At 63.7% G+C, this 14,458-nt stretch carries 9 protein-coding genes and 1 pseudogene; 5 read left to right on the forward strand and 5 right to left on the reverse strand.

What is annotated here, in order from left to right:
* Window positions 1-512 (reverse strand): annotated as a pseudogene (locus tag ACOVRJ_RS09740) (transketolase); the annotation flags it as partial.
* A 362-nt stretch (window positions 513-874) separates the two neighbouring features.
* Here ACOVRJ_RS09740 and ACOVRJ_RS09745 point away from each other — a divergent pair.
* From ACOVRJ_RS09745 to murU, 3 genes are all read left to right on the forward strand, one after another.
* Window positions 875-2,419, forward strand: coding sequence for an HD domain-containing phosphohydrolase (locus ACOVRJ_RS09745; protein ID WP_422043655.1), 1,545 nt, complete (start codon window positions 875-877; stop codon window positions 2,417-2,419).
* A 29-nt stretch (window positions 2,420-2,448) separates the two neighbouring features.
* The gene (locus ACOVRJ_RS09750) at window positions 2,449-4,635 is read left to right on the forward strand and encodes an ATP-binding protein (RefSeq protein ID WP_422043656.1); all 2,187 of its coding nucleotides are present in this window, start codon (window positions 2,449-2,451) and stop codon (window positions 4,633-4,635) included.
* 133 nt (window positions 4,636-4,768) lie between these two features.
* Window positions 4,769-5,485: an N-acetylmuramate alpha-1-phosphate uridylyltransferase MurU gene (gene murU, locus ACOVRJ_RS09755; protein ID WP_422043657.1), complete on the forward strand. Its 717-nt coding sequence runs from the start codon at window positions 4,769-4,771 to the stop codon at window positions 5,483-5,485.
* 47 nt (window positions 5,486-5,532) lie between these two features.
* Here the strand turns inward: murU and ACOVRJ_RS09760 are convergent, their stop codons facing one another.
* Window positions 5,533-8,733: a two-component regulator propeller domain-containing protein gene (locus ACOVRJ_RS09760; protein WP_422043658.1), complete on the reverse strand. Its 3,201-nt coding sequence runs from the start codon at window positions 8,731-8,733 to the stop codon at window positions 5,533-5,535.
* Window positions 8,734-8,839: 106 nt separating this feature from the next.
* Window positions 8,840-9,820: a potassium channel beta subunit family protein gene (locus ACOVRJ_RS09765; RefSeq protein WP_422043659.1), complete on the reverse strand. Its 981-nt coding sequence runs from the start codon at window positions 9,818-9,820 to the stop codon at window positions 8,840-8,842.
* A gap of 376 nt (window positions 9,821-10,196) precedes the next feature.
* Here ACOVRJ_RS09765 and ACOVRJ_RS09770 point away from each other — a divergent pair, with 376 nt between their 5' ends.
* A complete protein-coding gene (locus ACOVRJ_RS09770) occupies window positions 10,197-11,549 on the forward strand; it encodes a hypothetical protein (protein ID WP_422043660.1) in 1,353 nt (450 codons plus the stop codon).
* 167 nt (window positions 11,550-11,716) lie between these two features.
* Window positions 11,717-12,973, forward strand: a complete 1,257-nt coding sequence (locus ACOVRJ_RS09775; RefSeq protein ID WP_422043661.1) for an FAD-dependent monooxygenase — start codon at window positions 11,717-11,719, stop codon at window positions 12,971-12,973.
* 25 nt (window positions 12,974-12,998) lie between these two features.
* On the opposite strand, the gene ACOVRJ_RS09780 is transcribed toward ACOVRJ_RS09775, so the two are convergent.
* Complete coding sequence (locus ACOVRJ_RS09780) at window positions 12,999-13,598, reverse strand: hypothetical protein (RefSeq protein ID WP_422043662.1); 600 nt, start codon at window positions 13,596-13,598, stop codon at window positions 12,999-13,001.
* Between the two features lie 30 nt (window positions 13,599-13,628).
* Window positions 13,629-14,450, reverse strand: a complete 822-nt coding sequence (locus ACOVRJ_RS09785; protein WP_422043663.1) for a carbon-nitrogen hydrolase family protein — start codon at window positions 14,448-14,450, stop codon at window positions 13,629-13,631.
* Window positions 14,451-14,458: the final 8 nt, after the last annotated feature.

Here is a 14,458-nt window from a genome sequence, read left to right on the forward strand (position 1 = left end):
GCTTCGTGGCTGATGCCTTCCATCAGGCAGCCGTCACCCAGGAACACATAGGTGTGGTGATCGACGATCTGGTGCGCGTCGATATTGAATTCCTTGGCCAGCATCTTCTCGGCCAGAGCCAGACCGACGGCATTGGTGATGCCCTGGCCAAGCGGGCCAGTGGTCGTTTCAACGCCGGGGGTGATGCCCACTTCAGGGTGGCCCGGGGTCTTGCTGTGCAGCTGGCGGAAGGCCTTCAGCTCTTCGATCGGCAGGGCGTAGCCGGTCAGGTGCAGCAGCGCGTAAATCAGCATGGAGCCGTGGCCGTTGGACAGCACAAAGCGGTCGCGGTTGGCCCATTGCGGGTTGGCCGGGTTGTGACGCAGGTGGCGATTCCACAGCGCAACGGCGATATCAGCCATGCCCATGGGCGCGCCGGGGTGTCCGGAATTGGCTTGCTGCACGGCGTCCATGGCCAGTGCACGAATGGCGTTGGCCATCAAAGTGGGGTTGCTAGCAGCGGTAGTTGCCATGGGCTTGTGAAGAAGGAGTTGCGGGGTAACCCGGGATTTTACTTGGACGCCGCCCATTGCCATCCGGCCATTTTTTTGACCCTCGCTGGCGCGGATGCCGGCGCCCATGCCTGCGGCCCCATTTCATGGGCCCAAGCCCTAGGCCAGAACTGTCAGGCCCAGGCCTTTGTTGCCCGAAGACCCATCGGCCGGACCGGCGCAAACGCCGTCAGGGCCACGCGTTCTCGGCGCAAGCGCGGCATAGATCACAAGCAAGCCCCAAGTTTTTGCTGCATTTGTTAGGATTTGCGTTCAAGCTGAAGCCCTGCATTGCGATCGTTTCGGCTGAACCCTGATTCAGCCCGCGGTCAAGGAGTCAGACCATGAGCGAAGACCTTGCATCGGCTGTTGCCCCGGCACCCGTCGCCACCGTCCTCTTCGTCGATGACGAGCCCTCCATCCTGAGCGCCCTGCGGCGCTTATTCCGCCCCCAGGGCTACAAGGTCCTGATGGCCGAGGGCGGCGCGGCAGGGCTGGCCCTGCTGGAAGTGGAGTCCGTCGATTTGGTGATCTCCGATATGCGCATGCCGGAGATGGACGGGGTGCAATTCCTTGAACAAGTGCGGCAGCGCTGGCCTCATATCGTGCGGGTGATGCTGACGGGCTACGCCGACATTACCTCCACCATCGGCGCCATCAACCGCGGCGAAATCCACCGCTACATCGCCAAACCCTGGGACGACCAAGACATCCTGCTGTCGGTAAGCGACGGTTTGAAACGCCAACGCCTGGAGCGCGAGAACCGCGAACTGGTCGCGTTGACGCAGACCCAAAACCAGCAGCTGCAAGATGTGAACGGTCAGTTGCAAGACGTCAACGCTCAATTGCAAACGGCCAACGAACAACTGAAAAACAGCAATGAAGATTTGGAGGTGCGCGTCAAGGAGCGCACCCAGGCGCTGGAAGCCGCCAATGCGCAACTGGGTGAAGCGAACAGCAGGTTAGCCGATGCGAACGCCCAGATGGAGAAGGCCAACCAGCAATTGAACGCGGCCAATCTGCAGTTGGAAGAGAACTTCGCCTTGTCCATCAGCGTGTTCTCGGGCCTGCTGGAACTGCGCGATGGCAGCGTGTCCGGCCATGGCCATCGGGTGGCCCATCTGGCGCGCCGATTGGCCGAACAGATGGACTTGAGTGCGGTCGAGGTGGCCGATATCTACAACGCCGGTCTTTTGCATGAGGTCGGCAAGATCGGACTGCCCGATCACCTGATGCAGAAGACGGTCTCGCTGATGACCGGCGATGAGTTCGCGGTCTACAAGCTGCATCCTCAGCACGCCCAGGCGGCGCTGATGCCTTTGGGGCGCTTGCGCCAAACCGCCGTCATCATCCGCTCCCAACACGAGCGGGTGGATGGCAAAGGCTTCCCGGACGGCCTCTCGGGCTATGAGGTGCCCTTGGGCGCACAGATCATCAACCTGGCTTCGACCTATGAATCCCTGATCACGGGCCGACTGGCCGAGAAGGTTTTCTCCACCGACGCTGCCGCCGCAGCGGTCTTGGCCGGACGCGGCAGCCGTTATGACGAGGTCGTGGCCGCGGCTTTTGAGCGGGTGCTGCAAGCACTGGCGGCCGAAGCCGTGGCAGACATGGAGCTCAGCTCGGCCCAGCTGCGGCCGGGCATGGTCTTGACCCGCCCCCTCCTCAGCCCGCACGGCAAGGTGCTCTTGCCCACGGACTTCAGGTTCACCCCGGCAGTGATCAAGCAGGTGCTGGAGTTTGAGCAGCGCCTCGGCAACCCCTTCACCTTCTTCATCAAAAAGGTGCTGGACCCACGCGCGGCCAAGCCCCCAAGCGCCGCCGCCCCGACCCCGAAACCTGTGCCCGCCACCCCCGGTGCGGCCGCAGCCAAGACGGCCAGCGTCTAGGCCTAACTTCAAAATCGGGTGCACTCATCATGGAGACCTACACCGTCAAACTCAGCGGCTTGCCCATCCACACGGCCGGCCTGCAAGGCAGAAGCAGCTTGAACGATGCCCAACACCGCTCGGAAGACTCGGGCCTGGAGGCGCTGCAAGTGCAGGCGCTGGAAGCTGTCAGTGCACCGCTGCTCGTGCACGGCGGCGCTCAGATCCTCTATGCCAACCCGGCGATGTTGCGACTGCTGGGCTATGACCTGCAGCAGATGCGCAGCCTGCCCCACTACGCCTGGGCCAATGATCCGCACATGGAAGCCTTGAAGGCCTACGGCGAGCGCTGCTTGCTCGAGGACGAGCAATTGCCCACCCTGGAGTGCGAGGCCATGACGGCCACCGGCGCGGTGCGCTACCTGGAGTTAACGGCGCGCGGCCTGCAAACGCCGCAGGGCAAGCGCGCCATCATCAGCTGCCAGGACCTGAGCGATATGCGCCATGTGCAGATGAGCTTGCTCGAAGTGGGCCGGGTCATGCACCAGATCCTCGAGAACAACCCGGTCCCCACCTTTGTGATCGACAAAGACCACCGCATCACCCATTGGAACGCTGCCTGCGGCCAGCTGACGGGCGTGGACTCGATGGATGTGGTGGGCAGCACGGAAGCTTGGCGGCCCTTCTATCCGCAAGCGCGGCAACTGCTGGTCGATCTGATCGTGGACGGCAGCATCTCCGAACAACGTCAACGACTGTATGGCGACAATCTGCGCCCCTCCAGCCTGGTCTTGCATGCTTACGAGACCGAAGACTTCTTTCCCCAGTTCGGCGAGCAAGGGCGCTGGATCTTCTGCACCGCCGCACCCTTGCACGACATTCAAGGCCGCGTGGTCGGCGCCATCGCCACCCTGCTGGACGTGACCGAACGCCGGCTGGCCGAGAACCAACTGCGCAAGCATCAGGCCGAGCTGGAAGACACGGTCGCCGAGCGCACCGCCGAGCTCTCGCGCAGCCATCAGGAATTGGCCGCCTTTATGGAGAACGCCTCGGTCGGCATCATCTTCAGCGCCGGCCACCACATCGTTCGCAGCAACAAGAAGTTCGGTGAGATGTTCGAACTCGGCGCCACCGAGGAGGCTGAGCTCCTTGCCCCTCGCTTCTTCAGCAGCCCATCCGCTTACGAAGAACTGTTGAGCACCGCGGTGCCGGTGCTGAGCCAGGGCCGCTCCTTGATGCATGAGATGGAGATGCTGACCGCACACGGCAACCGCATCTGGGTGCAGATGATTGCCTACCCGGCCAACCCCGCCGACCCGCGCGCAGGCGTCTGGTGGCTGCTGCAAGACCGCAGCGAAGTCATGCGAGCACAACGCGAGTTGGCCAAGAACTACCGCGACATCAAACAAGCGCATGAGCGGCTGGAAGAGGCCCAAAGTCAGCTGCTGCAGTCGGAGAAGATGGCCTCCATCGGCCAGTTGGCGGCCGGCGTGGCTCATGAGATCAACAACCCGGTCGGCTTCGTCAGCTCCAATCTGGGCAGCCTCAGGCGCTATGTCGAGCCGCTCTTGGCCCTGGTCAACCTGTACGGCAAGCTGGACCTCTCCACGCAAACGCCTGCTTTGGCGCAAAGAATTCAACAGCTTCAGCAGCAGGCCGACCTTGACTTCATCCATGAAGACCTGCCGCAGTTGCTGAAGGAAAGCGACGAGGGCCTGGGTCGCGTCAAGAAAATCGTGCAGGACCTGAAAGACTTCTCTCGCGTCGATCAATCGGACTGGCAAGAGGCCGACCTCAATCTGGGCCTGGAGTCCACGCTCAATGTTGTTCGGCATGAGATCAAGTACAAGGCCGAGGTCAGCAAGGACTTTGGCGAGTTGCCGCCGGTGCGCTGCTTGGCGGGGCAGCTCAACCAGGTCTTCATGAACCTGATCGTCAACGCCGCCCACGCCATCCAACACCGCGGCGAAATTCGCCTGCGCACCCTTCACGAGGGCGACTTCGTCTGCGTTGAGGTCAGCGACAACGGCTGCGGCATGAGTCCCGAGGTGCAGCGCCGCATCTTCGACCCCTTCTTCACCACCAAACCGGTCGGCCAAGGCACCGGGCTGGGGCTGTCCTTGAGCTTTTCCATCATCAAAAAACACGGCGGACGCATTGAGTTGGACTCCACCCCAGGCCAAGGCAGCTGCTTCAAGGTCTGGCTGCCCGTGCGCGGCCCAGAGAGCAGCGAATAGGCCCACTGCGGACAGGGCACATCTCTACAGCAGGCGCCAAGGCGAGCAGGTGCCGGCACGCTGAGTCCTGCACTCGCCGCGCGACCGTGTGCGGCTTCCTTGGGTTCGGCGCCCGCCATTAGACTCTCGCCCCATGCGAGCCATCATCCTCGCGGCCGGGCGCGGCGAGCGCATGCGGCCGCTCACCGACATCACCCCCAAGCCCTTGCTGTGCGTACGCGGCAAGCCCTTGATCGAGTTTCACATTGAAGCGCTGGCCGCGGCCGGTCTGCGTGACATCGTCATCAACACGGCCTGGCTGAGCGAGCAGTTTCCCGCCCGTCTTGGCGATGGTTCCCGCTTCGGGGTGCGCCTGCATTTCAGCGATGAATCGAAGGAGCCGGTCGGCGCCTTGGAAACTGCCGGCGGCATTGTCCGTGCATTGCCGCTGTTAGGGGCCGATGACGACGAGGCCTTCTGGGTTGTTGCCGGCGATGTGTTTTTGCCGGACTTTGCTTTCCCCAAGGACGCTGCAGAGCGCTTCTTGCGCAGTGATTTGGACGCCCATCTCTGGTTGGCGCCCAACAGCCCACACCACCCCAAGGGTGACTTTGGCATCGACCCACAGGGCTTGGCTTTGGGGACTGAAGCACCCGCCGACACGCCGCGCTATACCTGGGCCAGTGTGGGTCTGTTCCGCCGTCGACTCTTCGAGCCCTTGGTAGCCGGCGCCAAAGCGGCCTTGCGCCCCAGCCTGGAAGACGCGATCCGGCGCCACAAGCTGGGCGCTGAGATGCTTAACGGCCGATGGGTCGACGTGGGCACGCCCGAGCGCTTGGCCGCCCTGCAAGAGCCTGCCGCTCGAACTTGAATTCTCTTTGACCCGGCTGCGCAGGCTGCGACCCGGCCGCCGCAAGTTCAGGCTGCCGGCTGCTTCAGCCCCGGCGACTGCACCCGCTCGGTATCGACAGCTTGCAACCAGTCTTCAGCGCTGCGCTCGCGCAGCACCTGAGCCGAGGCTGCCTGAGCGTTCAGCACGCCCATCCAGCCATTGCGTCCGCCCCGCTTGACCGCAAAAAGCATGGCATCCGCCACCGCCAGGGTGCGATGCCAATCCAAGGCCCGAGCATGCGCGCTGCACAAAGGAAAGGCGGCAAAGCCGATCGAACAGGTTTTGTTGAGCGCCAAGCCATGACCGAGCATGAAGGGCTGCTCGGCCACCAGGGCTCGCATACGCTCGGCCAACTCCGGCGCATGGGCCCGGGCGCTGCCGCGCACCACAATCAAAAACTCCTCGCCGCCCCAGCGCACCAAATAGTCGCTGTCCCGAAACACCAGGCGCAAGCGATCGCGCATCTGCTGCAACAGCAAGTCCCCGGCCGGATGGCCGAAGCGGTCATTGATGTCCTTGAAGTGATCGATATCGAGCAGGAAGAACACCAGATCAGCATCGTCCGGCATCGCCCCGCCTAGTCGAGCGAAGGCTTCATGGCGGCGCAAGGTCATGGCCACATCGGACTCGATGTGTTGAGACAAGAAGCGCCGGTTGCGCAGACCGGTCAGGGGATCAGAAAGACTCAGCTCTTCCAGGGCCAGCGTTTTCTCGTGCAGGGCCTTGGACAGCCCTTCCAATTCCGCGGTTCGTTCGCGCACCCGCTCCTCCAGGGCGTGCTGACGGCGCTCCAAAAAGGCGGTACGCCAGCGCACCAAGCCCAGCAAGGCCGACAGCGTCACGAGGCCCAGCAACAGACGGGCCCACCACGACTGCCACCAAGCGGGCAAGATCTGCACGGGAATGCTCAACTCATGGGGACTCCACAAGCCGCTGCGGTTGCTCGCCTTGACACGCAAGCGGTATTCGCCGGGGGCCAGGTTGCTGTAACTGGCCACCCGCAGCGCCGAGGTGGTTTCGACCCAATCGCCGTCAAAGCCCTCCAACCGGTAGGCATAGCGGCAACGACTCGGGTCGCTGTAGTCCAAGGCGGCAAACTCCAGGCTGAAGCTTCTTTGCTTGGGCTGGAGCGTCAAGCCTTGCTGCAAGCGCCCCACGTTGACGCGCTCGCCGTCGATGCGCAGCTCGGTCGCCAGCACCGGCGGCTGATAGGTCCAGGTCTGGAACTGATCGGCATCCACCAGCATCAAACCCTTGCCGGAGCCAAACAAGAAGCGCCCATTGCGCAATTGAATGTAAGACCGGAACCAGGTGGTGCCCGCGTCTGCGCCATCGGCCGGCGTCAGTTCATGCAGGTGATCGCGGTTCGGGTCGTACATAAAGACTTGGCTCCAGATGCGTCCCTGCCCGTCCTCCAGTAAGTTGGCGCCAAAGGCGCGCCCCGCGATGCCATGCCGCTCGCTGACGCGATCGAAAGCCGCTGTTTGGCCGTCCCAGGCCACCAGCTTGTGCAGACCGACCGCGGTATCCACCCACAGCTGTTGCCGGCGGTCCAGCAAGAGCCCGGTGACGGTGGCATTGGCCATGCCGCGACCGGCTTGGCTGCGGACCCTCTCCAGCACTTGCGCTCCGGCTGCCCAGCGATACAAGCCGGTCTCACCCCCCACCCACACCGCGCCGTCCGAAGCTTCAACGATGGCGTTGATATCCCCGCGCACCGGCTCGCCTGCCGCCAAGCTCATGCGCTGCAATGCAGTGCGGCTGGGATCGAGGCGATGCAAGCCATCCTGCGTGCCGATCCACAGCGATCCATCGCGGCCCAAGACCGTGCGGCGCACACGCCCGGGGCCCAGGCCAAGCGACTGCAACAACTGCCCGCTCTCATTGACGCGCAGCAGCCGCGACTCCGATCCGATCCAGATTGACCCATCGCGAATCTGCGTCAGGGTTGCCACCCGCATCGGCGGCATCGGGGATGCGTTGCGTTGGTTCGCGGGTCGGGTATCGAGCTGCAACTGGCGCTTCAGATGAAGCTGGGCATCCAAAATCCCGATACCTTGGGCGGTGGTACCCACCCAGATATCCCCACTGCTCAGCTCCAACAACGAGCGGGCACTGGGATCTTCAAACACTGCATCACCGGCTTCATCCAGCTTGCGAACGCCGATGCTCTTGTTGTCGGCGTTGTAGCGCTGCAAGCCGCTGCCGAATCCGCCGACCCAGATCGAACCCGACCGGTCGCGCAAGAGGCTGCGCACCTCATTGCCACTCAATGTGGCCGGATTGCGCGGGTTGTGGCGCAGCAGCCGCTCCACCCGTCCATCGGCAGCGGCACGCACCTCAACACCGCTGGCCCGGCCCACCCAGACCTGCTGTGCGTTCGCGCCCATCAAAGCGTAAACAGCCCCACGGCTGCCGCCACGTTCAATCAAGCGCGGTTCACGGCTGCCCGCACTCAGCAGCAATAAATCGCCCTGCTGCGTGGCCACCCACAGTTGCCCATCCTCCGCCTCGAACAGGCGCAAGACCAAGGGAGGCGCATCCAAGCCACTGAACCCAGGCAAGGGCACATTCTCAAACTTCTCACTGCCTGCGCGCTTGCGCGCCAGACCGGTGAAGCTGCCGACCCACAAATCCCCCTGGCGATCCACCAAGGCCGCCTGAACCCGATCGTCCGGCAAACTGCCTGCACGGCCGCTCTGGCGGAAGGTGCGCAGTGAATGATCAGCCGGATCGACGCGCGCAAGCCCATACAAGCCGCTGCCAATCCAAACCGCACCGTCCAGGTCTTCGGTCAGGGTCAGAATAGTGCCGCCCGGCATCGCGTCGGGCTGGTTTTGCTGCCCCGGGGCGAGCACCCGGATCGCTTCGCTGAACGGGTCGTGGACCACCACACCGCCGCTGTCCGTGCCGACCCACAGACGCCCGTCCCGAGCCACCAGCAAACTGCGAACAAAGCCCAGGCTGCGTTTGTCCGCCCCGCCCTCGCCTGGCAGCAAAAGCGGCCGGAAGCTGTAGCCATCAAAACGCATCAAGCCGGCCGCCGAGCCGACCCAGACAAAGCCGTCCTTGTCCTGCGCCAGCGCGGACACGACGCTATTGGGCATTCGCGCCACGGATTCAAGACGCGGGGCCATATCGGCCGGGGACAAACCTTGCGCAGAAACCGAGCCGAGCGTGCCCAGCAGCGCCAAGAGCAGGCCGCTAGCCCAGAAAAAGGCGCGCATCGCGCAGGAGCGCCTCCACACGGGGATCGAATCAAGAAGCAAGTGCGAACGCGCGGTCAAGGCCATTGGCCAGATGTTAGGGCAAGCGGAAACAGGGGCTCGGACCTCAGGCCGCCAAGGGCGCACAGATGGCGTCGATGCGAGACCGCACTTCTGGCGTCAGCCGGGGCGTCAAGGCCAGCGCACCCAAATTGTCCTGCAACTGAGCCAGCTTGCTGGCGCCCAGAATCACGGTCGAGACCCGCGGATTGTGATTCGCCCAAGCAATCGCCAGTTGCGCCACATTACCGCCCAATTCGGCGGCGATGTCGGCCAGTTCGGCCACCGCGGCGTTTTTGGCCGGGTCGGTCAGCCCCTCGCGCATCCAGCTCATGTTCTCCAGCGCACCGCGGCTGCCGGGGGGGACGCCGTTCTTGTACTTGCCGGTCAGCAGGCCCGAAGCCAGCGGGCTCCAGGTGGTCAGGCCCAGGCCGATGTCCTCATACAGACGCGCGTACTCTTGCTCAACCTTGCTGCGATGGAACAAGTTGTACTGCGGCTGCTCCATCACCGGCTTGTGCAGGTGGTGGCGCTCGGCGATTTCCCAGGCGGCGCGGATGTCGCTGGCCGACCACTCGCTGGTGCCCCAGTACAGCGCCTTGCCCTGCGTGATCATGTCGTGCATCGCCCGCACGGTTTCTTCAATGGGTGTGTGCGGATCGGGGCGGTGGCAGTAGACCAGATCGACAAAGTCCAATTGCAGGCGCTTGAGCGAGCCGTCGATGGCCTGCATCAAATACTTGCGGTTCAGCGTGTCCCGGCGGTTGACGGTATTGCCCTCGCGCTCCAGCCCCCAGAAGAACTTGGTCGACACGATGTAGTTCAGGCGCGGCCACTTCAAGGCTTTGAAGGCCTCGCCCATCACCACCTCGCTCTGACCCAGGGCGTAGACCTCGGCGTTGTCGAAGAAGTTGACGCCGGCGTCATAGGCCGCAGCCAGCATCTCGGTGGCGGCACGGGTGTCCACCTGCTTGTGATAGGTGATCCAAGAACCCAGGGACAGTTCAGAAACCTGCAGGCCGCTACGGCCCAAACGACGATATTGCATGAGATCAACTCCAGCTGCCAAAGCAATCCACGAGGGTGTTTATGAAATCTAAGCGGAGCCGCAGCGTACCTGAACCGCCAGGGCTTTGCGGCCTGAGGCCATCGTGAACTCAGCCGCATTGACTCCGATCGCATCCGAGCAAACCCTGAAGGGCCTCGATCAGGAAAACTTGTACGCTTGCGCCCTTTTTCAAAACAAGATGGAGGGGATCATGGGAGAGGCGCGCAGAATTGCTCACGGTCTGGCACTTGGCGTCAGTGGTTTGCTGGCCCTGGCTTTTGCCGGTTGCGGGGGCGGGGGCGGGGGCTCGAGCAGCCCTGCAACTGCAACTGCACCTACGCCTGCACCGACGGCACCGCCGGTCGCAAAACCCTTCATGCAAGCGGGCAAAGTCATCGACGGCTACGTCAATGGCGCCACGGTCTGGCTGGACATCAACGGCAACCACCTCAAGGATGCCGACGAGCCTTCCACCCTCTCTAAGGCCGCTGGCGCTTACCAGCTGGAGCTGAGCGAATCTCAGCGCGACTGCCTTCCCTATGCCACCCTCTACGTTGACGTGCCCGTGGGCGCGGTGGATGAGGACAGCGGCGTGGTCAAAGAGGCTTACCAGATGGCCATCGCGCCACGGTTTCAGCCCATCAAGATAGACCAAGTGCTGAATATCTCGCCCCTAACCACCGCCATTTGGGACCAGGTGCGCACCCGCATCACCGCCAACGACCCCAAGCTGAGCAGCTGCGATCAACTGCGCCAGAACCAGAGCCTGCGCGAGGCCATGATCTACGAGCTCAAGACCGTGATGGGCGATCTGGTGCGCCGACATAACCTGTCGGAGGCACGCATCCATGACGACTTCATCAAGTCCAAGGACACACAGAGCTACACCGTGGCTCAGGACATCGTCAAAGGACTGAAAGCCGGCTATGCCTACAAGCAAAAGCTGCACGCCCAGTACCCAGACGCCAGCTACATCCGCGCGGAGGTCTACCGGGGACGCGGCAGCAACAGCTATAGCGATGTGGCCGGGGTTTGGTACCGCAATAGCTCGGTTTGGCGCCCGACAGGCTATCAGAATGAGTCGGTGGTCTTGAGCGAAGACCTGAGCAAAACCCTGCGGGTGCTGAACCTGCGCAGTCAGGCAGAGCAAGCCTGGGGCTCGGCCAAGCTGAAGATCACGCGCACGGGCTACAACTTCGAAACGAATGTGAGCAGCTTCCGCTGCGTGATCGACGAGGCGATCGAGCAGGTGAAGGATGGCGTCACCTACGTGTTGGTGGTCGACTACACCGACCCGAAACGCGAGGATGATCCGCTGGCCTGCTTGCAGGAGAGCCGCGCCCTGCCGAGCGAAATCGGGCAACGCCACTACTACGCCTACTATCGCGTCGGCCAGGTGAGCTTCACCAACAATTTGCGCTTCGACCCGCAGCACCCTGAGCACATCGCGCTCAAGGACTGGTTCAAGCTGCAAGCCAAGAGCAGCCAACTGGACTTCAACAGCGTGATCTCGCGCATTGCGGGCAGCGGCATCCGCTTTGACGAAGAGGTCAAGATCACGCCCTTCAGCAGCTGGTACAAGCGCTCCACCGACGATACCGGCCTGCGCGTCACCGTGGAGAAATGGGACACCGGCAGCTGGACACGCACCAGCACCCTGACCGACGGCACCAGCCGCACGGAATGCAGCGCCGACCGAGGCAAGACCTGGGGCAGCTGCGGCGGCTGAGTTACGAGACCGCCCGGACGACCCCACCCTTCAGCACCCCGCCATTGGCGGGGTTTTCTTTTCTGCGGGCTCGGCTCGATATAGTGCGGAGCTGTCACCCTTCGCTTGACTTGCGCTGGCCTTGTTTGGCCCGCCTCCCTAGCGACTGCTATTGCCTTTGCCCTCCCATGCGCACACTTCTTCATCCGCCCGACTCCGCCTCTCGCGCCGGCCCCTTGCGACTGGCCGTGGTGGGCGCAGGACCTGCGGGCTTGACGCTGGCCTTGCTGGCCGCACAGCTGTTGCCGCAGGCGCAAATCACCTTGTTTGACGCCCGCCCGCTGGACCGCGATGTTTCGGGTGACCCACGCACCCTGGCTTTGGCGCTGGGCAGCGTGCATTTGCTGCAGCGCCTCAAGGCCTGGGATGCGGCTGCGGCGGAGGCCATTCTTAAAGTGTCGGTCAGCCAGGCGCCACCGACCCTGCAGCACCCGCTGTTCTCCACCTTCAATCCGGGCCGGCATGAGCCCGAGGTCTGCCTCAGCGCCAGTGAACAAGGCGTGGCGCAACTTGGCGCCGTCATCAGCTATGGCCATTTGGTCGCGCCGCTGCAAGCCGCCTGGCTGGCTCGGGCGGCGCAAGAGCCGGACCGGCTGTTCAGCCGTTTCGGTGCGCCGGTGCAAGGTCTGAAAGCGCTGGACGGCCAAGGGGTCGAGGTTGACGCCGGTATCGCCGAGCATTTCGATCTGGCCGTGGTGGCCGAAGGTGGGGTGTTTGCCGAACAAGCCCGCAAGGCCTTGCAGCACGACTATCAACAAAACGCCTGGGTTGGCACGGTCACCCTGGCGCCGGACAGTCCGGTCGGTGCGGCCTATGAGCGCTTCACCCGCCAAGGGCCGGTGGCGCTGTTGCCCCTGAAGCCGCAACTTGGCCAAAGGCGGGCAGCGCTGGTCTGGTGTGTGCCGCAGGCCGAGGACGATATCGCAGGCATGACGGACGCCCAGCGCCTGGCCGTCTTGAACAGCTTGCTGCCGGCCGGTGTCGGTGCCTTGCAAGCCGTGGGCCCGTTGAAGTGCTTTGCCCTCGGGCTGAATGCCGAACGAACCCTGGTGGAGCAGGGTTGCATCGTGCGCATCGGCAATGCGGCGCAAACCTTGCATCCGGTGGCGGGCCAGGGCCTCAACCTGGGCCTGCGCGATGCCTATGCCTTGGTGGAGGCTCTGCGCGGCGCGGAACAGGACTTGGCCGCAGCATTGCGGCGAGTCGAATGGCAGCGCGCACCGGACCGCTGGAGCATGATCGCCACCACCGATTTCCTGGCGCGCAGCTTTGCCTGGCGCTGGCCGGGCCTGCCGATTGCGCGCGGCTTGGCCTTGGCCGCCCTGCAGGCCGCCACGCCGCTGAAAAAAGCACTGGCGCGGCAAATGATGTTCGGGCGGCGCTGAGCCGCTTGCGCTTCGGTCGAGACCCTCAGTTCAAGGCCAGCGCGATCAGGTCGCGCATCATCAGATTGACGTTGTTGCGCACCGCGCCTTCACTGGCCAAGCGCAACCGTTCATTCGGGTCCAGCATGGCCGAGCCAAACTCGGCCACATACTGGCTGCGCAGCCGCCGCTGGTACAAGACGGTGCCACTGCGCTTTTCAACGGCGGTGTACGCAATGGTCACCACCACCTTCACATTGACACCGATAAAGGGCTGCTCCAACTCGACCAACTGGGCATCCAGCTGATAGTTGCCCGCACCGGGACTGAGGGCCAGCATGCCGGTCGAGCGCAAGGAACTGTCCAGCGCCTCTTGCAGTGCGGCATTGCTGATCTTGGAGCCCCAGAACATGCCGGTCGGCTGCCCCCCGATCACCGGCGAAAGCACGACCTGACTCCTCAAACGCTCGGGCACCCAGCCCCGCATCTGCAGGCTGTCCGCTGCGCTCAAGGCCAGATTGGGCGGTTCGGTCGGTGTGCCGCAGCCGGCAAGCCCGGTCAGTGCGGCCACAGCGGCCAGCAGCAAAAACGCCCCCCGGCCCGTGCGCCCAGCGCTTGCTCGCCCCCGCGACACCGTTTTCCTCATTTCCGCCACTCCTGCATGCGCGGCCGACGCTCAAAGCCTGCGGTGCTGCAAGGCCGGCAATTGCCGCCGGACCGCTTGCAGGCGCTCGACATCCAAGTCGGCCAAGACCAAGCCCTCGCCCTCGGGCAAACAGGCCAGCACCTCACCCCAGGGGTCAACGATCATCGAGTGTCCCCAGGTCCGTCTGCCATTCTCATGCCGACCGCCTTGGGCCGGTGCGATGACATACGCCTGATTTTCGACCGCTCGTGCCCGCAGCAGCAGCTCCCAATGCTTCTCGCCGGTGGTGTAGGTGAAGGCCGAGGGCACGCAAAACAGGTCACAAGGTGCGGGGCCTGCTTGGAAGCTCATGGCCCGATACAGCTCGGGAAAGCGCAGGTCATAGCAAATGCTCAGCCCTAACTTGAGCCCACCGACCTGCACCGTGACCGGCTCCTGGCCCGCCTCCAGCACCCGGCCCTCGTCATACTGTTCACGGCCGTTGTCGAAGCGAAACAAATGAATCTTGTCGTAGCGGGCGGCCAATTGGCCGTCGGGCCCATAGACGCAACACGCATTGCGAACATGGCTCGCATCGGCGCCCCTCAGGGGCAAGGTGCCGCCGACCAGCCACAGGCCCAGATCGGCAGCCGTCTCGGCAAGCGCCGCTTGCAGCGGCGCATTCGCCAGGTCGCCAAAAGGTTCCGCCACCGCCAGCTTGTCGGTATCGGCCGAGCTGATCAAACAGAAGTACTCGGGCAACGCCACCAGCTGGGCGCCTTGCGAGGCCGCCTGAGTCATCCAGTGGCGCGCGCGCGCCAGGTTGTGCGCTACATCGGGGCCAGAAACCATCTGGATGGCAGCAACTTTCATCGTTGACA

The organism is Roseateles sp. (assembly GCF_049240545.1).
In the GTDB taxonomy this organism is placed as follows: domain Bacteria; phylum Pseudomonadota; class Gammaproteobacteria; order Burkholderiales; family Burkholderiaceae_C; genus Paucibacter_A.